Below are 20494 nucleotides of genomic sequence, written 5' to 3'. Positions count from 1 at the left end.
CGGCATGACGGACATGCGCGTGCTGGTCACCGGCGGCGCCGGCTACATCGGCGCCCACACCCTGGTGGCGATGCTGGCGGCGGGCCAGCGGCCGCTGGTGCTGGACAACTTCAGCAACGGCAGCCCGGAGGCGGTGCGGCGGGTCGAGCGCCTGTGCGGCGCGTCGATCCCGCTGGTCGAGGGCGATATCCGCCAGACCGGGCTGGTGCAGGCGCTGCTGGCGCGCGAGGCGCGGCGCGGCGATCCGGTGCGGGCGGTGCTGCACCTGGCCGGCTGCAAGGCGGTCGGCGAATCGGTGGCCGATCCGCTCAAGTACTACGACAACAACGTGTCCGGCTCGGTGGCGCTGTTGCGCGCCATGCGCGAGGAGGGCGTGACGCGGCTGGTGTTCAGCTCGTCGGCCACCGTCTATGGCGAGCCGCGCGCGCTGCCGTTCACCGAGGCGCATCCGCTGGCGCCGGCCAACCCCTACGGCCGCAGCAAGCTGATGGTCGAACAGATGCTGCGCGACCTGTGCGCCGCCGAGCCGGCGTTCGGCGCGGTGACGCTGCGCTACTTCAACCCGATCGGCGCCCATCCCAGCGGCCAGATCGGCGAAAGCCCGCGCGACGTGCCCAACAACCTGTTTCCCTACATCACCCAGGTGGCGGTGGGGCGCCAGCCGTTCCTGAACGTGTTCGGCGATGACTACGCCACCGAGGACGGCACCGGCGTGCGCGATTACCTGCACGTCATGGACCTGGCGCAGGGCCACGTGCAGGCGCTGGCCTATGCCGCCGATCACGCGGGCTTCGTGGCGGTCAACCTGGGCACGGGGCAGGGCACCAGCGTGCTGGAACTGGTGCGCGCCTTCGAGCGGGTCAGCCAGCGCCGCATCCCGTTGCGCAAGGCGCCGCGCCGGGCCGGCGACATCGAGCGGATGTGGGCGGATCCCGCGCTGGCGGCGTCGCTGCTGGGCTGGCGCAGCACCCGCGGGGTCGAGGCCATGTGCGCCGATGGCTGGCGCTGGCAGCAGGGCAACCCGCACGGCTACGAGGGCGAGCCGCCCGCGCCATAACCCCAACGGCGTGTCGGATGGGTTCCGCGAAGCGGGCCGAGCGGTTACAGTTGACGGAAATATTGCGAAGCAGCATCGCCGCGCGGCCCCGCCGTCACGCGCGATGCACCGTCACCGAGGCACTGTCATGCTCGATTCCCTTCCGTCCGCCGGCCCGGCCGGCATCCTGCCGGGGCTGTTCCAATGAGCGGCCCGGCCTACCTTCCCACCGCCCACTGGAACCTGGACAGCATCGTCTCGGGCCTGCGCCAGGCGCGCGTGGCCTGGCGCGGCCCGCGCGGCCGCCTGCGCGAAGACGCCGGCCTGCGTGAGTTCCCGTCGCAGGAAGCCCTGCGCCAGATCATCAAGGACCTCTGTGGCGCCTTGTTCCCCATGCGGCTGGGGCCCATCGACCTGCGCGAGGAGGTCGAGGACTTCTACGTCGGCCACACCATCGGCGCGGCGCTCGATGCGCTGCTGCACCAGGTCAACCTGGAACTGCAATACGTCGGCCGCGACGATCCGGCGCAGCAGGCCGTTTCGCAGCAGCGCGCCATCGACATCGTGCGCCAGTTCGGCGCCGAATTGCCGCGGGTGCGCGCCGCGCTCGACCTGGACGTGACCGCCGCCTACCAGGGCGACCCGGCCGCGCACAGCGTCGACGAGGTGCTGCTGTGCTATCCGGGCGTGGCGGCCATGATCCACCACCGCCTGGCCAACGTGCTGTACCGCCTGGGCGTGCCGATGCTGGCCCGCATCGTGGCCGAGATCGCCCACGCCGACACCGGCATCGACATCCACCCGGGCGCCACCATCGGCCGCAGCTTCTTCATCGACCACGGCACCGGCGTGGTGATCGGCGAAACCGCCATCATCGGCGACCGCGTGCGGCTCTACCAGATGGTCACGCTGGGCGCCAAGCGCTTCCCGCCTGGCGAGAACGGCGAACTCAAGAAAGGCCTGGCGCGCCACCCGCTGATCGAAGATGATGTCGTCATCTACGCGGGCGCCACCATCCTGGGGCGCGTCACCATCGGCAAGGGCTCGACCATCGGCGGCAACGTCTGGCTTACGCGCAGCGTGCCGCCGGGCAGCAACGTCACCCAGGCCAGCCTGGTCAGCGACATGCCGGACTGCGGCCTGGGCGGCTGAGACGGCGTCCGCGTTTCGGCTGGGCGGCCCTGGCGCCGCCCGCTTCTCGCCCGGGCGGCGCTGGCGTCCGGGATTCGCTACGGGAGCCTGGATGGACACACGTGTTTCGGATCTGGCCGCGCTGCGCGGCTTCGTCGACCGCCACCCGCGGCTGTTCGTGCTGACCGGGGCGGGCGTCAGCACCGATTCCGGCATCCCCGACTACCGTGACACCGACGGCGAATGGAAGCGTTCGCCGCCGATGACGCTGCAGACCTTCATGGGCGGCGAATACGCGCGCGCCCGCTACTGGGCCCGCAGCATGGTCGGTTGGCGCCGCTTCGGCCAGGTGCAGCCCAACGCCTCGCACCGCGCGCTGGCGCAATTGCAGCAGCGCGGCCGGGTGTCGATCCTGGTGACGCAGAATGTCGACGGGCTGCATGAAGCCGCGGGCAGCCGCGACGTGGTCGACCTGCATGGCCGGCTCGACCAGGTGCGCTGCATGAACTGCGACTGGCGCGGCCATCGCGATGGCTGGCAGCAAACGCTGCACCAGCGCAACCCCGGCTGGATCGCCTTCGAGGCCGACGACGCGCCCGATGGCGATGCCGACCTGGATGGCGTGGACTTCGCTTCGTTCCAGGTGCCGCCCTGTCCGGTCTGCGGGGGCGTCGTCAAGCCCGACGTGGTGTTCTTCGGCGAAACCGTGCCGCGCGAGCGGGTCGACCGGGCCAACGCCGGCCTGATGGCGGCCGACGCGGTGCTGGTGGTGGGCTCGTCGCTGATGGTCTATTCGGGCTACCGCTTCGTCACGGCGGCCTCGCGCAACGGCATGCCGATCGCCGCCATCAACCTGGGCCGCACGCGGGCCGACAACCTGTTGACGCTGAAGGTCGAGCTGCCCAGCGCCATGGCCCTGGAGGCGCTGACAGCCCCCTAGAAGGGGACGGGGTGGCGGCCGGTTTTTGACCGGTTTAACCAAGTACCCGCCCTGTAAGGATTTTTTTGCGCCGTTACAGACCTTTCCATAGGGTTGTCCACAGATACTGTGGATAATTCCTAGGGATTACCCCGATTTTGCAAGGATTTCCCGGTGTGTTGGCGGGGATTGTCAAGCCTCGGCGTCGGCAATCGCATCGCCCAGCAGCGCCTTGCGCGCGGCATGCCAGCTGCCCGCGTCGGGGGCGTACAGCAGCCCGCCGCTGCGGTGGGTGGGCTTGTAGGGCGAGCCGTCGAAGCGCGCCGCGTAGCCGCCGGCCTCGCGGTGCAGCAGCCAGCCGGCCGCGTGGTCCCAGGCAGTCAGCTGGTTGTACAGCGCGACGTGGCTGTGGCCGGCCGCCAGCATGCGGTATTCGTGGGCGGCGCAGCGCAGGCTGGCGGTGCTGCCCAGGCGCGACAGGTTGCCGTTGACGGTGGTGCGCAGCGGCTCGGGCAGGGCGCCAGTCGAGATCAGGCCGTCCATGTCCTCGGGCGGCGCGGGGCTGGCCACGGCCAGCGGCGCCTGCTTGCCGCTCTCGTACTCCATCCAGGCGCCTTCGCCGCGCACGGCCAGCGCGCTGTCGCGGTTGACCGGGTCGTAGATCACGCCGGCGATCACGTCGCCGCGATGGCAGGCCGCGATCATCATGCCGAACAGCGGCAGGCCGGCAACGTAGTTGCGGGTGCCGTCGATGGGATCGATCAGGAACGCCAGGTCGGCGTCGACCAGCATGTTCAGCAGGGCCGGATTGCGGGTCGAGGCTTCCTCGCCGATCAGCACCGCGCCCGGGTGCAGCCTGGCCAGGCGCGCGGCGATCAGGCGCTCGGCGGCCTCGTCGGCATCGGTGACCAGGTCGCGCGGCGAGCTCTTGTCGCGCACGCTGCCCTCGGGCAGGTTGCGAAAACGCGGCATGACCTCCGCCTGCGCGGCCTCGGCCAAAATGCCGGCCAGCTTGCGGGTGTCCTCACGGGTAAAAGTTCTGCTCATGGTCGCTCGTCCAGGGAACGCGCAAATCTATCACGCCTGGGCGGCATTTGATCGCGATTTATAACCGCATGAACTCAAAGGGGATTTTGTACCTGTGCAGGAGTTATCTGCCAGGTTGTCCACAATTCCTGGGGATAAACGGGACCGGAGCCCCGTTTATCGCCCCCCGGGCGGGCGCCCGGGGGAGGCAGGACGCGCTCAGGCGCCCAGGTCGACGCAGAGGTACTTGATCTCGAGGTATTCCTCGATGCCGTACTTGGAGCCTTCGCGGCCCAGGCCGGACTGCTTGACGCCGCCGAAGGGGCCGACTTCGTTGGAGATCAGGCCGGTGTTGATGCCGACGATGCCGTACTCCAGCGCCTCGGACACGCGCCAGATGCGGGCGTAGTCGCGGGTGAAGAAGTAGGCGGCCAGGCCGAAGATGGTGTCGTTGGCCATGCCGATGACTTCTTCCTCGGACTCGAAGCGGAACAGCGGCGCCACCGGGCCGAAGGTTTCCTCGGTCGCGAAGCGCATCGACTGGGTCACGTCGCGCACCACGGTGGGCTCGAAGAACGTGCCGCCCAGCGCATGCGGCTTGCCGCCGGCGATGACCTTGGCGCCGTGCGCGGTGGCGTCGGCGATGTGTTCCTGCACCTTCTCGATGGCGTTGGTATCGATCAGCGGACCTTGCGTCACGCCGTCCTCGAAGCCGTCGCCGACCTTCATGGCGTTGACCTTGGCCACCAGGCGCTTGGCGATTTCCTCGTACACGCCGGCCTGCACGTAGATGCGGTTGGCGCAGACGCAGGTCTGGCCGGCGTTGCGGTACTTCGAGGCCAGAATGCCGTCGACCGCGCGGTCCAGGTCGGCGTCGTCGAACACGATGAAGGGCGCGTTGCCCCCCAGTTCCAGCGACAGCTTCTTGATGGTGGGGGCGCATTGCTCCATCAGCGTGCGGCCGACTTCGGTCGAACCGGTGAAGCTCAGCTTGCGCACCACGTCGCTTTCGCACAGCGCCGCGCCGATCTCGCGCGAGCTGCCGGTGATGACGTGGAACACGCCGGCCGGCACGCCGGCCTCTTCGGCCAGCACCGCCAGCGCCAGCGCGGTCAGCGGCGTCTGCTGGGCGGGCTTGACCACCATGGTGCAGCCGGCGGCCAGGGCCGGGCCGACCTTGCGGGTGATCATGGCGGCGGGGAAGTTCCACGGTGTGATGGCGGCGGTGACGCCGATCGGCTGCTTGAGCGCCAGCAGGCGCTGGCCGGCCTTGGGGCTTTGCAGCACGTCGCCGTCGATGCGCTTGGCTTCCTCGGCGAACCATTCCAGGAACGAGGCGGCGTAGGCGATTTCGCCGGCGGCCTCGGTCACGGGCTTGCCCTGTTCCGAGGTCATGATGGCGGCCAGGTCCTGCTGGTTCTGCATCATCAGCTGGGCCCACTTCAGCAGGATCGCGGCGCGTTCCTTGCCGGTCTTGGCGCTCCAGGCGGGCAGGGCGGCCTCGGCGCTGGCGATGGCCTGTTCGGCTTCCTTGCGGCCCAGCTTGGGCACCGACACGATGGTCTTGCCGGTGGAAGGATTGTCCACGGGGATGGACGGGCCGTTGCCGGCGGATACCCACTTGCCGTCGATGTAGCAGGCGTCGCGCAGCAGTTCCGGGCGCGACAGGGGATGGGTCAATGACGTCATTGCAATAGTCTCCTCTATAGGAACGCGGCCGCCGGGGAGGAACTGACGCGGGCGCAGCGGAAATCCGCTACGCCCGCAATCGCCGTGCCCGACGGCCGCAAAACCGGATGATCGGATTGGCGCTTAGGCGGCCAGCGACTCGGCCAGGATGTCCAGCGCGCGGTCGAACTGGGCGTCGGGAATGGTCAAGGGGTACAGGAAGCGCAGGACGTTGCCGTACACGCCGCAGCTTAGCAAGATCAGGCCTTGCGCGATGGCGCGGGCCTGCACCTTCTTGACCGCCTCGGCATCGGGCTTGCCGTTGGCGTCGTTCAGTTCCAGCGCCACCATCGAACCCAGGCCGCGCACGTCGGCGATGCCCAGCACCTTGGCGCGCAGGCCCTCGAGGCGGGCGCGCAGCTTGTCGCCCAGTTGCACCGCGCGTTCGCACAGCTTTTCCTCGGCGATCACGTCCAGCACGGCGTGGGCCGCGGCCACCGCCAGCGGGTTGCCGGCGTAGGTGCCGCCCAGGCCGCCGGCGGCCGGGCCGTCCATGACGTCGGCGCGGCCGACCACGCCCGAGATCGGGAAGCCGCCGCCCAGGCTCTTGGCCATGGTGATCAGGTCGGCCTGCACCGAATGGTGCTCCATGGCGAACAGCTTGCCGGTGCGGCCGAAGCCGGTCTGCACTTCGTCGGCGATCAGCAGGATGCCGTGCTCGTCGCAGATCTTGCGCAGCGCCGTCATCAGTTCGGGCGGGGTGATGTTGAAGCCGCCTTCGCCCTGCACCGGTTCGATGATGATCGCGGCGACGCGCTTGGGATCGATGTCGACCTTGAACAGCAGGTCCAGCGCCTTGAGCGAGTCGGCCACGGTGATGGACTGGGTGCCGTTGGGGAACGGCACGTGGTAGATGTCGCCTGGCATCGGGCCGAACGACAGCTTGTAGGGGGCGACCTTGCCGGTCAGCGCCATGCCCAGCATGGTGCGGCCGTGGAACGAGCCCGAGAAGGCGATGACGCCCGAACGGCCGGTGGCCGAGCGCGCGATCTTGACGGCGTTTTCGACGGCTTCGACGCCGGTGGTGAAGAAGGCCGACTTCTTCAGGCCGTCGATCGGGGCCAGGCGGTTGATGCGCTCGGCTAGCGACACATAGCCTTCGTACGGCACGATCTGGTAGGCCGTGTGGGTGAAGTTGTCGAGCTGGGCGCTGACGGCGGCCTTGATCTTGGGGTGCAGGTGGCCGGTGTTCAGCACCGCGATGCCGCCCGCGAAATCGATGTATTCCTTGCCGTCGGCATCCCACAGCGTGGCGTTCTCGGCGCGCACGGCGTAGAAATCACACATGACGCCGACGCCGCGCGGCGTGGCCAGGGAACGGCGGGTATTCAGGTCCTGATTCTTCATCTCAGCCTCGGATGGCAAGTGGGCGGTAAAGCCTTACTTTAATGCTACTATGGCCCCATTGGTGGGAACCACTTTTATAAATCAGGTAGAACCAATTGCGGTCCATCGTTGGAGACTTGCTGCAACTGCGCCTGGCCGATGCCGCCGGCGGGCCGATGAACAAGCGCCTGTACCACGGCATCCGCGAAGCCATCCTGGATGGATCCATCGCCGCCGACTCGCGCCTGCCCGCCTCGCGCGACCTGGCCGCCGAACTCGGCATCGCCCGCAATACCGTGGTGCACGTCTATGGCCAGTTGCTGGCCGAAGGCTACACCCGCAGCCTGCAGGGCAACGGCACCTTCGTCAATGCCTCGCAGCCCGACTCCTATCTGGCCAGCGGCCGCCAGTCGCGCCGCGCGCCGGTGCCGCAACCGCGTCCGGCGCTGTCGGCGCGCGGCGCCGCCATCGTCGACGGCGTGTCGGCCTCGCCCTACCAGTGGGGCGCCTTCATGCCGGGCGTGCCCGACCTGACCGAATTTCCGCACAAGAAGTTCGGCCGCATCTTTTCCGCGCTGTGGCGCAACCCCACCCCCGACCTGCTCACCTACGCCTATGGCGGCGGCCTGCCGGCCCTGCGCGAGGCGCTGGCGCAGCACCTGGCGCTGACGCGCTCGATCGACTGCGATCCCGACCAGATCCTCATCACCGAAGGCTCGCACCAGGCCATCGACCTGGCCACCCGCATCCTGGGCGAGGCGGGCGAGACCGCCTGGGTCGAGGACCCGGGCTACTGGGGCGCGCGCACGGTGCTGCAGGCCAACGGCCTGCACACGGTGCACCTGCCGGTGGACGAGGAAGGCATGCGGCTGCCGGACGCCGACCTGGCGCCTGGCATGGCGCCGCCGCGCTTCATCTTCGTGACCCCGTCGCACCAATATCCGCTGGGGCCGGTGATGTCGCTGGCGCGGCGCCGGCAGTTGCTGGCGGTGGCGCGGCGCCATGGCAGCTGGATCATCGAGGACGACTACGACAGCGAATTTCGCTTCTCGGGCCGGCCGATCGCCTCGCTGCTGGGGCTGGAGCCGGACGCGCCCGTGATCTACATGGGCACCTTCAGCAAGACGCTGTACCCGGGGCTGCGGGTCGGCTACCTGGTGCTGCCCAAGACCTTGACCGCGGCGTTCCAGGCGGCCCACGCCGAGCTCTACCGCGAAGGCCACCTGATGACGCACGCGGCGCTGGCCACCTTCATCGCCGAGGGCCACTACGCCGCCCACATCCGCCGCATGCGCATGTTGTACGGGCGGCGCCGCGCCATGCTGGTCAACCTGGTCGAACGGCGCCTGGGGCCCGACTGGCTGCACCGCGACGCCAGCCTGGCCGGCCTGCACCTGGTGCTGACGCTGCCGCCGCACCTGGACGACCTGCGGGTGGTCGAGGTGGCGCGGCGCAAGGGCGTGCTGACGCGCGCGCTGTCGCGCTACTACGTCGGCGCCGAAGGCCGCCGGCCCGGCCTGCTGCTGGGCTATGCCTGCGTGCCGGAGCACGACATCGCGCGCAAGTTCGAGGTGCTGCTGGAAAGCCTGGCCGAAGTGGCGCGCATGACGCCCGCGGCGCCCGCGCTGGTGGCGCAGCCGGCCTGACTGCCGGCGTTGAAGGCCGGCGGCGCCGCACGGGCCTTGAAAGCCGGTGGCGGGCTGCCGGCGCTTGCAGCCTGCGCGCCGCGACCAAACGGCGCGAGGGCCTCAGCCCAGGCGGTCCTGTCCGCCGCCCAGCGCCGCCGCGAAGGCCGCGGCGTTGCGCATGCCCTGGTCCTCGAAGTTGGTGTTGAACACCGCATGCGCCTGCGCGCTCCGTTGCGCCAGTTCCTGGAAGCGGCGCGCCAGTTCGGCCAGCTCGGCCTCCGAATACTCATATTGGAAGCGCCCTGACGAGGCGGCGCCGCCGGCGTTCCAGGTGGCGACGTTGCGGCCATGCAGCCGCAGCAGCGTCAGCTCGGGGTGGGTGCATTCCCACACGGCCGGCACGCTGTTGTCGAAGCCCTGCGGCGCGTCCACCACGGTGTGCACCAGGCCCAGCTCGCGCTCGAGCGCCAGCGTTGCAGCCGTGGCCTCGGAGGAGTCGAACCAGCTGCGGTGGCGGAATTCGACCGACAGCAGGTGCTCCGGCAGGCGCCGCGCGCATTCGGCCACCAGCGCCTCGCCGCGCGCCCCGCGCCGCAGCCAGGGCGGGAACTGGAAGTGCACCGCGCCCAGCTTGCCGGCCATGCGCAAGGGTTCCAGCGCCAGCGTGTAGCGGCGCCAGAGTTCATCGCGCAGGTCGTCCGGCATGGCGTGGTGGTAGATGACCGGCTCGGGCCAGTCGGCCAGCTCGCGGCGGATGTCGGCGGGCAGGGCCGCCAGCGGCGTCTGGTGGCCGGTGAAAAGGCGGTAGGCCTTGATGTTGAAGACGAAATCGTCGGGCGTGCGCTGCGCCCACAGGTAGGCGGTCTCGGCGCTGGGCAGGGCGTAGTAGCTGGAATCGACCTCGGCCAGCCCGAAGCGGGTGGCGTAGAAGCGCAGCCGCGACTGGGCGTCGTGCGCCTCGCGCGGGTAGAAGCGGCCGCACGCCAGCAGCGTGGGGTCGGTCCAGGAAGCGGTGCCGGCAAGCAGGCGCATGGGGAAAACGGCGGTAGCGGGAGCGGGGGGCGATGCGGTTATGATACCTGGATATATCCCCAGGTATCGGGCCGCGCCGACCGCGCCCGCCGCCGACCATTCCACGCCCCATGTCCGACCAGAATTCCGCCCACCCGTCCAGCCGTCCCGATCCCCTGGCCGACCTCAACCCCGCCCAGCGCGAGGCCGCCGAATTCGGCGTCGGCGGCGCGGGCGACGACGGCCCGCTGCTGGTGATCGCCGGCGCCGGCTCGGGCAAGACCAACACCCTGGCGCACCGCGTCGCCCACCTGATCCTGAACGGCGCCGATCCGCAGCGCATGCTGCTGTTGACCTTCTCGCGCCGCGCCGCCCAGGAAATGGAGCGCCGCGTCGGCAGCGTGCTGCAGCGGGTCATGAACCTGCGCGGCACCCAGCAGGCGCCGTCGCTGCCGTGGGCCGGCACCTTCCACGCCATCGGCGCGCGCCTGCTGCGCGACTGCGCCCAGCGCATCGGCCTGTCCGAGGCCTTCACCATCCACGACCGCGGCGACGCCGAGGACCTGATGGGCATGGTGCGGCACGAGCTCGGCCTGTCCGCCACCAAGTCGCGCTTTCCGCTCAAGGGCACCTGCCTGGCGATCTACTCGCGCGTGGTCAACAGCCAGACGCCGGTGGCCGACGTGCTGCACGGCACCTTCCCGTGGTGCGCGCAATGGGAGGACGAGCTCAAGAACCTGTTCCGCGCCTACGTCGCCGCCAAGCAGGACCAGCAGGTGCTCGACTACGACGACCTGCTGCTGTACTGGGCCGAGATGATGGGCGACGCGGCCATCGCCGCCGACGTCGGCGCCTGCTTCGACCACGTGCTGGTGGACGAATACCAGGACACCAACCGCCTGCAGGCCGCCATCCTGCTGGCCATGAAACCCGACGGCCGCGGCCTGACCGTGGTGGGCGACGACGCCCAGTCGATCTATTCGTTCCGCGCCGCCACGGTGCGCAACATCCTCGATTTCCCGGCCCAGTTCCCGCAGCCGGCCCGCGTCATCACGCTGGACCGCAACTACCGCTCGACCCAGCCCATCCTGAACGCCTCCAACGCCGTCATCGGCCTGGCCGCCGAACGCTACGCCAAGGATCTCTGGAGCGACCGGCAGTCGTCGCAGTTGCCCGAGCTGGTCACCGTCAGCGACGAGGCCGGCCAGGCCCGCTGGGTGGCCGACCAGGTGCTGGCGCAGCGCGAGGGCGGCGCCACGCTCAAGTCGCAGGCGGCGCTGTTCCGCACCTCCAGCCACAGCGCCGCGCTCGAACTGGAGCTGACCCGCCGCAACATCCCCTTCGTCAAGTTCGGCGGCCTGCGCTTTCTGGAAGCGGCGCACGTCAAGGACCTGCTGTCGCTGCTGCGCTGGGCCGAAAACCCGCGCGGGCGCATGGCGGGGTTCCGCGTTGCGCAACTGCTGCCCGGCATCGGTCCGGCCACCGCCGCCAAGCTGATGGACGCCATGACGCAATCGGCCGAACCGCTGCGCGCGCTGCGCGAATTCAAGCCGGGGGCGGCGGCGCAGGCCGAGTGGGGCGCGTTCGCCGACACCTACGCGGCGCTGGCCGACCCAAGCCTGCGCTGGCCGGCCGACGTCGACCTGGCGCTGCGCTGGTACGCCGGCCAGCTTGAACGGCTGTACGACGATGCGCGGGTGCGCAAGACCGACCTGGACCAGCTGGCGCGCATCGCCGCCGGCTACCCGTCGCGCGAGCGCTTCCTGACCGAGCTGACGCTGGATCCGCCCGACGCCACCAGCGACGAATCCGGCGCGCCATCGCGCGACGAGGACTACATGATCCTGTCCACCATCCACTCGGCCAAGGGCCAGGAATGGAAGGCGGTCTATGTGCTGAACGTGGTCGACGGCTGTATCCCGTCCGACATGAGCACCGGCAGCGCCGAAGAGATCGAGGAAGAAAGGCGTCTGCTGTACGTGGCCATGACGCGCGCCAAGGAACGCCTGCAGCTGATCGTGCCGCAGCGCTTCTACGTGCACCAGCAGACCGGCATGGGCGACCGCCACGTCTACGGCTCGCGCACCCGCTACATCACCAACGCCATGCTGCCGCTGTTCGACCACCTGCCCAAGCCGCCCGACCTGCCCGCGCGCGAGGCCAAGGCGCCGCAGGCGCCGAGCGTGGACGTGGCCAGGCGCGTGCGCAACCTGTTCGCGTAGGGCGCGTTCGCCGGGGCGTGGACCCCGCGCGGACGCCGCCGCGCGGCGGCGCCGGTGGGCTATCATCGGCCGATACGTTGGATACGCTGCACCCGCAGGGCTCGCATCGCCAAAGGATGTCTATGTCTACCGAAGCAACCGCCGCCGTCGCCGCGCCGCCCCAGGGCGAAGTCGTGGCCTCCATCGCCTATGTGAATGGCCGGCGCGACCACGAGGTGCCCATCGAGGAGGTGGGCAGGCACGTCGATCCCAAGCACGGCATGGTGTGGATCGGCCTGCGCAATCCCAGCCCCGAACGGCTTGCCGACGTCGTCAACCAACTGGGCGCCTGCGACAAGAACATGGAAGAAATGCTGGAGTCGCACCGCCGGCCCAAGATCATCGACTACGGCAACATGGTGCTGATCGTCGCCATCACCGTCGAGGTCGAGGCCGAGCGCCCCATCTTCGGTGAAACCCAGTTCCTGATCGGCGAAGGCTTCCTGGTCACCGTGCGGCGCGGCGCCACCGCCGGCCACAGCCCCTTGCGCGAACGGCTGGAGGCCTCGCCCGACCTGCTCAAGCGCGGCAGCGACTACGTCGCCTCCGAACTGCTGGACTGGCTGGTGGACCGCTACGTGGCGGCGGCCGGCAAGATCGAGTCGGTGGTCGAGGGCGCCGAGCAGAAGCTGCTGATCCGCGGCGCCAAGGACTCCGACATCCGCAGGCTGTACCGCCAGCGCCGCGACCTCCTGCGCATCCACACCGTGGTGTCGCCGCTGGCCGAGATCTGCCGCCGCCTGGCGCGGGTCGAGATGTCGGCGGTCGATGAACACGCGCGGCCGTATTTCGGCGAGGTGGCCGACCGCGTGCTGCGGGTTGACGAACTGTTCAATTCGCTGCGCGAGTCGCTGGCCTTCGCCTTCGAAGCCAGCCTGATGATCGGCCAGGCCGCGCAGAACGACACCACCCGCAAGCTGGCGTCATGGGCCGCCATCCTGGCCGTGCCCACCGCCATCGCCGGCATCTACGGCATGAACTTCAAGTTCATGCCCGAACTGGATTCGCCGTTCGGCTATCCGGTCACGCTGGGCGTGATCGTGTCGGTCTGTTCGCTGCTGTACTGGCGCTTTCGCAAGTCGGGCTGGCTGTAGCGCGGCGGACGGCGGCGCCGTGCCGGCGGCGACACACTGGCGCGCGCGGCGCCGGCCCGGCTGTGGCAAACTGCCTGCGTTTCTGATTCCGGAGCCCGGCTCGTGCGCGGCAAATCCCCCTTCGGCGGCAGCAAGCTGACCGCCCTCGTCGTCGCCCTGATCCTGGCCGCGGCCGGCGCCCTCGTCAACTGGCTGCAGCCTGCCCGGCAGGGGGGCGAGCGGCCGGCCGAACGACCCGCCGCCAGCGCGCCCGCGCCGCGCGGCAAGCCCGGCGCGGCCCTGGCCGGCGACGTTCCCGCCGGCAGCTATACCCTGACCGGCATGATCGTCAACGTCGGCGACGGCGACACCGTGACGCTGCGCGCGCCCGACGGCCAGCGCCGCATCCGCATGGACAGCATCGACGCGCCGGAAGAGGGCCATGGCAACGACCAGCCCGGCCAGCCCTACGCCGAGGCCGCGCGCCAGCACCTGGCCGGCCTGGTGGCCGGCAAGACCCTGACCGCCCAGTGCTACCAGAAGGACCAGTACGGCCGCGACGTCTGCGCGCTGATCCTGGACGACGGCCGCTCGGCCAACCGGCTGCAGGTCGAGGCCGGCTACGCCTGGGCCTACACCGCGCGCCAGGGCGACTACCTCAACGACAAGGCCATGCCCGAGTTGCAGCGCCAGGCCAAGGCGGCCGGCCGCGGCCTGTGGGCCGGCAAGGATCCGATGCAGCCCTGGAAGTGGCGCTACGACTGCTGGCGCCAGCGCCAGTGCGGCTGATTGGCGCTGGCCGGCGGGGGTAATCCGTCCTGGTGTGTGTGGAGAGCCGCCTGCGCAAGTTCCCTAGGGGGATGCCAGGGTACTGGGGCGGATATACCTTTGCTATCCTCTGTCGCACTGAATAGAAGGAAAGGTTTCCATGCGTGCTTTGATGCGGCTCTGGGCGGCGTCCATGATGCTGTTGCTGGCGTTGGCGGGCTGCTCCCGGGACGGCAGTCCCATCAACAGCCCCTATCCGTCCGGCGCCGAAGGCCGGAACACCCTGTATTCCGCCTTCGTCAAGCGCTCGCCCAAGTACCTGGACCCGGCCAGCTCTTATTCCGGCGATGAAACCCCTTATACCTACAGCATCTATGAGACGCTGTACGGCTACCACTACCTCAAGCGGCCCTACGAACTGATCCCGCGCGCCGCGGCCTCGATCGACCCGCCGGTCTACCTGGACGCGCAGGGCAAGGTGCTGCCGGCCGATGCGCCGGGCGAGCAGATCGCCCAGAGCATCTACGACATCAGGATCAAGCCCGGCATGCGTTTCGCGCCGCACCCGGCCTTCGCCCGCAAGACCGACGGCAGCTACGACTACTTCCCGATCGCGCCCGAGGACCTGGCCGACAAGTTCGCCATTCCCGACTTTCCGCGCACCGGCACCCGCGAACTCACCGCCGACGACTACGTCTACGCCTTCCGCCGCCTGGCCAGCCCGCGCGTGGTGTCGCCGATCTATTCGCTGATGGCCGAATACGTGAGCGGCCTGAAGGAATATGGCGACCGCCTGCGCGAGCGTGACAAGGCGCTGCGCCGCGACCTTCCCGGCGGCGGTGGCGCGTCGTGGCTGGACCTGCGCGAGCCGGACGGCTTCACCGGCGTGCAGGCGCTCGACCCGCACACGCTGCGCATCCGCGTCAACGGCAAGTACCCGCAGTTCAAGTACTGGCTGGCCATGACCTTCACGGCGCCCGTGCCCTGGGAGGCCGACCGCTTCTACAACCAGCCCGGCATGGCCGAGCACGACCTGTCGCTCAACACCTGGCCGGTCGGCACCGGCCCCTACATGCTGGCCGAGTCGCTGCAGAACCGCCGCCACGTGCTGGCGCGCAACCCCAACTTCCACGGCGAACCCTATCCCTGCGAAGGCGAGCCGGGCGATCGCGCCGCCGGCCTGCTGGCCGATTGCGGCAAGCCCACGCCCTTCATCGACCGCGCCGTGTTCAGCGTCGAGAAGGAAGCCATTCCGCTGACCGGCAAGTTCATGCAGGGCTACTACGACGTGCCGCAGATCGAGCGCGGCGAGTACGGCGTGGCCATGCTGGTGGCCGCTGGCGACAGCCAGGACAAGGCGCGCAAGTACGCCGAGCACGGCATCCGCCTGCCCACCACGGTCGAGACCGCCAACTGGTACATGGGCTTCAACTGGCTCGACCCGGTGGTGGGCAAGGGCGACACGCCCGAGCAGGCCGAGAAGAACCGCAAGCTGCGCCAGGCCATCAGCATCGCCTTCGACTGGGAAGAATACGTGGCGGTGTTCGAGAACAGCCAGGCCTCGGTGGCCTACGGCCCGGTGCCGCCCGGCGTGCTGGGCTACCGCGAACCGCCCGAGGGCGTGAACCCGGTGGTCTACGACCTGGTCGACGGCAAGCCGGTGCGCAAATCCATCGAGACGGCGCGCAAGCTGCTGGCCGAGGCCGGCTACCCCGACGGCCGCAACGCCGTCACCGGCGCGCCGCTGGTGCTGTACTACGACTCCATGACGGGCGGCGGCTCCAACCCGCAGTTCGACTGGATGCGGCGGCAGATGGCCAAGATCGGCGTGCAGATGGACGTGCGCTCGACCGACTACAACCGCTTCCAGGACAAGATGCGGCGCGGGTCGGCGCAGATCTTCCTGTGGGGCTGGAACGCCGACTATCCCGACGCCGAGAACTTCCTGTTCCTGCTCTACGGCCCCAACGCCAAGGCCAAGGGCGGCGGCGAGAACGCCGCCAACTACGACAGCCCCGAATACGACAGGCTGTTCGAGCAGATGAAGTTCCTGGACGATGGCCCCGAAAAGGAAGCGCTGATCCAGCGCATGGTCGCCATCGTGCAGCGCGACGCGCCCTGGATGTTCGGCTACTTCCCGATGTCGGGCGGCGCCTACCAGCAATGGGTCGGCAACGCCAAGCCCACCCAGATGGTGCGCAACACGCTGCAGTACATGAAGATCGATCCCGCCCTGCGCGAGCGCAAGATCGATGAATGGAATTCCCCCATCTGGTGGCCGGTGGGCCTGTTCGTGCTGCTGATCGCGCTGGCGATCTGGCCGTCCTACGTGGCGCTCAAGCGGCGCGAACGGCAGACCGCCTTCGCCCAGGCTTCCCGCAAGGAGCATCAATCATGATCGGCTACGTCATCCGCCGGCTGCTGTACGGCGTGCTGATTCTGATCGGCGTGAACCTCTTCACCTTCATCCTGTTCTTCGCGGTCAACACGCCCGACGACATGGCGCGCCTGGCCATCGGCGGCCAGCGCGTCAGCCAGGACGCGGTCGAGAAATGGAAGGTCGAGCACGGCTACGACAAGCCGCTGTTCTACAACGCCCAGGCCAAGGGTTCGGCGCAACTGACCGACACCGTGTTCTACCAGCGCTCGGTGCCGCTGCTGGCGATGGACTTCGGCGCCTCCGACGGCGGCCGCGACATTGGCCGCGAGATCCAGACGCGCATGGGGCCGAGCCTGGCGCTGGCGGTGCCGACCTTCTTCCTGGGGCTGTTCGCCAGCATCGTGTTTTCACTGACGCTGGTGTACTTCCGCGCCACCCGGCTGGACTTCTGGGGCGTGGTGGTGTGCGTCATCCTGCTGTCGATCTCCAGCCTGTTCTACATCATCGCCGGGCAGTGGATGTTCGCCAAGCTGCTGCGGCTGGTGCCGTTCTCGGGCTTCGAGGGCGGCCTGGACATGATCAAGTTCCTGGCGCTGCCGGTGCTGGTGGCGATCGTCTCGCGCCTGGGCCCCGAGGCGCGCTTCTACCGCACCCTGTTCCTGGAGGAAATCGGCAAGGACTACGTGCGCACCGCCCGCGCCAAGGGGCTGGCCGAGCGCGTGGTGCTGTTTCGCCACGTGCTGCGCAACGCCATGCTGCCGATCCTGACCAGCACCGTGGCCGCCTTGCCGCTGCTGTTCATGGGCAGCCTGATCGCCGAGTCCTTCTTCGGCATCCCGGGCCTGGGCAGCTACACCATCGACGCCATCAACGCGCAGGACTTCTCCATCGTGCGCGCCATGGTGTTCCTGGGGGCGTCGCTGTACATCGTCGGGCTGATCCTGGCCGACATTTCCTACACGCTGGCTGACCCCCGCGTCCGATTCGAGTAGCCGCCATGCCCAAGTTCGTATTCCTCTGGACCGACATTGCGCTGTGGCTCATGGTGCTGGGCGCGCTGGCCTACGCCTGGCGGGTGCGGCGCAGCCCGAACCTGCGTTCGACCTGGGCGCGGGTGGCGCGCGACACGCCGGCCATGTGCTCGGCGGTGGTGCTGGCGGCGTTCGCGCTGGTCGGCCTGCTCGATTCCGTCCATTACCGGCCGCAGCTGCCGCCCGCGCCGGGCGCGGCCGCCGACGCCGCGCCGGTCTACGCGCCGGCGGTCAAGTCGGCGCTGGACGGCCTGTTGCGCGGCAGCGTGCTGACCCAGCCCGAGAAGACCTATTCCAGTCCGCTGGCGGTGCGCCAGTTCACCAAGGAAACCCTGCTGGTCGACGACAAGCCGGTGCGCGATTTTCCGCGCCTGCGGGCGGCCGGCACGCACCTGGCGGACCCCGACCGCGACCACCTGGGCGACGTCTACTACCGGCTGGGCCTGGGCCTGGCGGCGGGGCTGGCGGTGGCGCTGATCGGCGCCGGCCTGCTGTTCGCCTGCCTGGCGCGGCGCGGCGGCGCGTCGGCGGCGGCCGAGGCCCTATTGGGCGGGCGCGCCGAGGTGCCGTGGCGCGCCATGGCCATCACCTTCACCCTGCTGTGCCTGGTGGCGGGGGCGCTGGCCGGGCTGTCCAGCGGCTACCACGCCCTGGGCACCGACCGCATCGGCAACGACGTGCTGTGGCAGGCGCTCAAGAGCATCCGCACCGCGCTCGTCATCGGCAGCCTGACCACGCTCGCGATGCTGCCGCCGGCCATCGTCTTCGGCATCGCGGCGGGCTACTTCAAGGGCAGGATCGACGACGCCATCCAGTATCTCTACACCACCATCACCTCGATCCCGGGCGTGCTGCTGGTGGCGGCCTGCGCGCTGATGATGCAGGTGTACATCGACAACCACGCCGAGCTGTTCGACACCTCCGCGGCGCGCGCCGACCTGCGCCTGTTCCTGTTGTGCATGATCCTCGGCTTCACCGGCTGGGCCGGGCTGTGCCGCTTGCTGCGCGCCGAAACGCTCAAGCTGCGCGAGCTGGAATACGTGCAGGCCGCGCGCGCCTTCGGCGTATCGCACTGGCGCATCATGACGCGCCACCTGCTGCCCAATGTCGCGCACCTGGTGCTGATCACCGTGGTGCTGGAATTCTCCGGCCTGGTGCTGTACGAGGCGGTGCTGTCCTATCTGGGCATCGGCGTCGATCCCAGCATGAATTCGTTCGGCTCGATGATCGACGGCGCCCGCCTGGAAATGTCGCGCGACCCGATGATCTGGTGGAACCTGATGACCGCGTTTCTTTTCATGCTGGCCCTGGTGCTGGCCGCCAACCTGTTCGCCGACGCGGTGCGCGACGCCTTCGATCCGCGCACCCGCCGCTACAAGCCGGGCCGCCTGCCGGGCATGGGTTGGTTCGGCCGCCGTCCGGGCGCCGCGCTGGCGGCCGATGCCCGCGCCACCAAATCCGGAGACGCGCCATGAGCCAGCAGGATAACCGCCAGGACACGCCCCTGCTGGCCGTGCGCGGGCTGGACGTCGACATCGCCGGCGACAGCGGCATGACGCACGCGGTCAAGCGCCTGCAGCTGGCCATCTCGCAGCGCGAGACCTTCGCCCTGGTGGGCGAGTCCGGCTGCGGCAAGAGCATGACGGCGCTGGCGCTGTTGCGCCTGCTGCCGGACGCCGGGCACATCGTCGGCGGCCAGATCGACCTGGATGGCGAAGACCTCAACCGCCTGCCCGAGAGCGCCATGCGCGGCGTGCGCGGCGGCCGCATCGGCATCATCTTCCAGGAACCGTCCACCAGCCTGAACCCCGTCATGCGGGTCGGCGACCAGATCATCGAGACGCTGGCGGCGCACACGCCGCTGCGCGGCGCCGCGGCGCGCGCCCGCGCCATCGACTGGCTGCGGCGGGTCGGCATCCCGGAGCCCGAGCGGCGCGTGGACGATTATCCATTTCAGTTCTCCGGCGGCCAGAAGCAGCGCGTCATGATCGCCATCGCGCTGGCGGCGGAACCCCTGCTGCTGATCGCCGACGAGCCCACCACCGCGCTGGACGTCACCGTGCAGGCGCAGGTGCTGGACCTGCTGGCGGGCATCCAGCGCGAGATCGGCATGGCGGTGCTGCTCATCACCCATGACCTGGCGGTGGTGCGTAACGTGGCTCATCACGTGGCCCTGATGCGCGGCGGCGAAATCGTCGAAAGCGCCAGCGCCGAGGAATTCTTCCGCGCGCCCAAGCATCCCTACGCGCGCCAGTTGTTCGACGCCATTCCCACCTTTGAAAAGCGCGGCGTGCCTCTCAGCCAGGCCGGCCGCGCGGCCCAGGCGCGGGACGCGGCCCGCAAGCGGCCGCGCGAGCCGGGCGTGGTGCTGGACGTGCAGGACCTGAAGGTCCATTATCCGGTGCGCAAGGGCCCGCTGCGGCGCGTGGCCTCGTGGGTCAAGGCGGTCGACGGCGTGACGTTCACGCTGCGTGCCGGCGAAACCCTGGCGTTGCTGGGCGAGTCCGGTTGCGGCAAGACCACCACCGGCAAGGCGCTGCTGCGCCTGATCGACGGCGCCCGTATCTCGGGCCGCGCCATGCTGCAGGGGCAGGACCTGCTGACCGCCGACCGCGCCCGCTTGCAGCGGCTGCGCCAGGACATCCAGATCGTGTTCCAGGACCCGTACGCATCGCTCGATCCGCGCATGCGGGTCGGCGACATCCTCGACGAAGGCCTGGAGTCGCTGCGCCGCGGCATGGGCGCGCGCGAGCGACGCGACCGCGCCGTCCGCCTGGTCGAGCGCGTCGGCCTGCCGGCCAACACGCTGGCGCGCTATCCGCACGAGTTCTCCGGCGGCCAGCGCCAGCGCATCGCCATCGCCCGGGCCCTGGCGGTCGAACCCAAGGTGCTGATCTGCGACGAGCCGACCTCGGCGCTGGACGTCTCGGTGCAGGCGCAGATCCTCGACCTGCTGCGCGAGCTGCAGGACGAGCTGGGCATCGCCTACCTGTTCATCACCCACAATTTCGGCGTGGTCGAGTACCTGGCCGACCGCATCGCGGTCATGGACGGCGGCCGCATCGTCGAGTTGGGCGAGGCCGACGCGGTGCTGCACGCGCCGCGCCAGGACATGACGCGCCGCCTGCTCGACGCGGTGCCGCGGCTGCAATTCGGCGCGCCCGAATGAAAACCGC

At 69.6% G+C, this 20494-nt stretch carries 15 protein-coding genes; 11 read left to right on the top strand and 4 right to left on the bottom strand.

What is annotated here, in order from left to right:
- Positions 1–4: 4 nt before the first annotated feature.
- The 3 genes from galE (at position 5) to ACVN9Z_RS27675 (ending at position 3107) form a co-directional block, all read left to right on the top strand.
- Positions 5–1057 carry a UDP-glucose 4-epimerase GalE gene (galE, locus tag ACVN9Z_RS27685; RefSeq protein ID WP_006387750.1) on the top strand — a complete coding sequence of 351 codons (1053 nt, stop codon included), beginning with the start codon at positions 5–7 and terminating at the stop codon, positions 1055–1057.
- 183 nt (positions 1058–1240) lie between these two features.
- Positions 1241–2188 (top strand): serine O-acetyltransferase EpsC, encoded by a 948-nt coding sequence (gene epsC / locus ACVN9Z_RS27680; RefSeq protein WP_006387751.1) that lies wholly within the window; start codon positions 1241–1243, stop codon positions 2186–2188.
- Between the two features lie 91 nt (positions 2189–2279).
- The gene (locus tag ACVN9Z_RS27675) at positions 2280–3107 is read left to right on the top strand and encodes an NAD-dependent protein deacetylase (protein WP_272559361.1); all 828 of its coding nucleotides are present in this window, start codon (positions 2280–2282) and stop codon (positions 3105–3107) included.
- 171 nt (positions 3108–3278) lie between these two features.
- Here the strand turns inward: ACVN9Z_RS27675 and ACVN9Z_RS27670 are convergent, their stop codons facing one another.
- From ACVN9Z_RS27670 to gabT, 3 genes are all read right to left on the bottom strand, one after another.
- The gene (locus ACVN9Z_RS27670; protein WP_020928823.1) at positions 3279–4133 is read right to left on the bottom strand and encodes an inositol monophosphatase family protein; all 855 of its coding nucleotides are present in this window, start codon (positions 4131–4133) and stop codon (positions 3279–3281) included.
- Between the two features lie 198 nt (positions 4134–4331).
- Positions 4332–5801, bottom strand: coding sequence for an NAD-dependent succinate-semialdehyde dehydrogenase (locus ACVN9Z_RS27665; protein ID WP_006387754.1), 1470 nt, complete (start codon positions 5799–5801; stop codon positions 4332–4334).
- 123 nt (positions 5802–5924) lie between these two features.
- On the bottom strand, positions 5925–7187 hold the full coding sequence (gene gabT, locus ACVN9Z_RS27660) for a 4-aminobutyrate--2-oxoglutarate transaminase (RefSeq protein ID WP_458212882.1): 1263 nt from the start codon (positions 7185–7187) through the stop codon (positions 5925–5927).
- Positions 7188–7282: 95 nt separating this feature from the next.
- Here gabT and pdxR point away from each other — a divergent pair, with 95 nt between their 5' ends.
- The gene (pdxR, locus tag ACVN9Z_RS27655; RefSeq protein WP_396027361.1) at positions 7283–8812 is read left to right on the top strand and encodes a MocR-like pyridoxine biosynthesis transcription factor PdxR; all 1530 of its coding nucleotides are present in this window, start codon (positions 7283–7285) and stop codon (positions 8810–8812) included.
- Between the two features lie 102 nt (positions 8813–8914).
- Here pdxR and ACVN9Z_RS27650 read toward each other — a convergent pair whose 3' ends face one another.
- Positions 8915–9826 (bottom strand): DUF72 domain-containing protein, encoded by a 912-nt coding sequence (locus ACVN9Z_RS27650; protein ID WP_054443831.1) that lies wholly within the window; start codon positions 9824–9826, stop codon positions 8915–8917.
- Positions 9827–9936: 110 nt separating this feature from the next.
- Between ACVN9Z_RS27650 and ACVN9Z_RS27645 the strand changes: the two genes are divergently transcribed.
- The 7 genes from ACVN9Z_RS27645 to ACVN9Z_RS27615 all read left to right on the top strand — a co-directional run bounded on the left by ACVN9Z_RS27645 (position 9937) and on the right by ACVN9Z_RS27615 (position 20487).
- Complete coding sequence (locus tag ACVN9Z_RS27645; RefSeq protein ID WP_458212881.1) at positions 9937–12027, top strand: ATP-dependent helicase; 2091 nt, start codon at positions 9937–9939, stop codon at positions 12025–12027.
- Between the two features lie 122 nt (positions 12028–12149).
- On the top strand, positions 12150–13160 hold the full coding sequence (locus ACVN9Z_RS27640; protein ID WP_006387759.1) for a magnesium and cobalt transport protein CorA: 1011 nt from the start codon (positions 12150–12152) through the stop codon (positions 13158–13160).
- Positions 13161–13262: 102 nt separating this feature from the next.
- Complete coding sequence (locus tag ACVN9Z_RS27635) at positions 13263–13928, top strand: thermonuclease family protein (protein WP_155873781.1); 666 nt, start codon at positions 13263–13265, stop codon at positions 13926–13928.
- A 139-nt stretch (positions 13929–14067) separates the two neighbouring features.
- Entirely contained in the window at positions 14068–16305 is a 2238-nt protein-coding gene (locus ACVN9Z_RS27630; RefSeq protein ID WP_155873779.1) for an ABC transporter substrate-binding protein, read from the top strand.
- Positions 16302–17279 (top strand): ABC transporter permease, encoded by a 978-nt coding sequence (locus ACVN9Z_RS27625; protein ID WP_006387762.1) that lies wholly within the window; start codon positions 16302–16304, stop codon positions 17277–17279. The genes ACVN9Z_RS27630 and ACVN9Z_RS27625 overlap by 4 nt, the downstream gene beginning before the upstream one ends.
- 5 nt (positions 17280–17284) lie before the next feature.
- The gene (locus ACVN9Z_RS27620; protein ID WP_024069812.1) at positions 17285–18793 is read left to right on the top strand and encodes an ABC transporter permease; all 1509 of its coding nucleotides are present in this window, start codon (positions 17285–17287) and stop codon (positions 18791–18793) included.
- Positions 18790–20487: an ABC transporter ATP-binding protein gene (locus ACVN9Z_RS27615; RefSeq protein ID WP_458212880.1), complete on the top strand. Its 1698-nt coding sequence runs from the start codon at positions 18790–18792 to the stop codon at positions 20485–20487. Before ACVN9Z_RS27620 ends, ACVN9Z_RS27615 begins: the two co-directional genes overlap by 4 nt.
- Positions 20488–20494 lie beyond the last annotated feature (7 nt).

It is taken from the genome of Achromobacter sp. KK8 (assembly GCF_054188005.1).
Note: the sequence above shows the minus strand (reverse complement) of the source record. Positions and strands in the feature narration are given on the sequence as shown.

Bases quoted from the DNA above. Each gene is read 5' to 3' on its own strand.
- ACVN9Z_RS27630 (WP_155873779.1), top strand. From the start codon at position 14,068: ATGCGTGCTTTGATGCGGCTCTGGGCGGCGTCCATGATGCTGTTGCTG.
- ACVN9Z_RS27670 (WP_020928823.1), bottom strand. From the start codon at position 4,133: ATGAGCAGAACTTTTACCCGTGAGGACACCCGCAAGCTGGCCGGCATT.
- ACVN9Z_RS27640 (WP_006387759.1), top strand. From the start codon at position 12,150: ATGTCTACCGAAGCAACCGCCGCCGTCGCCGCGCCGCCCCAGGGCGAA.
- ACVN9Z_RS27620 (WP_024069812.1), top strand. From the start codon at position 17,285: ATGCCCAAGTTCGTATTCCTCTGGACCGACATTGCGCTGTGGCTCATG.
- ACVN9Z_RS27615 (WP_458212880.1), top strand. From the start codon at position 18,790: ATGAGCCAGCAGGATAACCGCCAGGACACGCCCCTGCTGGCCGTGCGC.
- epsC (WP_006387751.1), top strand. From the start codon at position 1,241: ATGAGCGGCCCGGCCTACCTTCCCACCGCCCACTGGAACCTGGACAGC.
- ACVN9Z_RS27650 (WP_054443831.1), bottom strand. From the start codon at position 9,826: ATGCGCCTGCTTGCCGGCACCGCTTCCTGGACCGACCCCACGCTGCTG.
- ACVN9Z_RS27675 (WP_272559361.1), top strand. From the start codon at position 2,280: ATGGACACACGTGTTTCGGATCTGGCCGCGCTGCGCGGCTTCGTCGAC.
- ACVN9Z_RS27625 (WP_006387762.1), top strand. From the start codon at position 16,302: ATGATCGGCTACGTCATCCGCCGGCTGCTGTACGGCGTGCTGATTCTG.
- galE (WP_006387750.1), top strand. From the start codon at position 5: ATGACGGACATGCGCGTGCTGGTCACCGGCGGCGCCGGCTACATCGGC.
- ACVN9Z_RS27665 (WP_006387754.1), bottom strand. From the start codon at position 5,801: ATGACGTCATTGACCCATCCCCTGTCGCGCCCGGAACTGCTGCGCGAC.
- ACVN9Z_RS27645 (WP_458212881.1), top strand. From the start codon at position 9,937: ATGTCCGACCAGAATTCCGCCCACCCGTCCAGCCGTCCCGATCCCCTG.
- gabT (WP_458212882.1), bottom strand. From the start codon at position 7,187: ATGAAGAATCAGGACCTGAATACCCGCCGTTCCCTGGCCACGCCGCGC.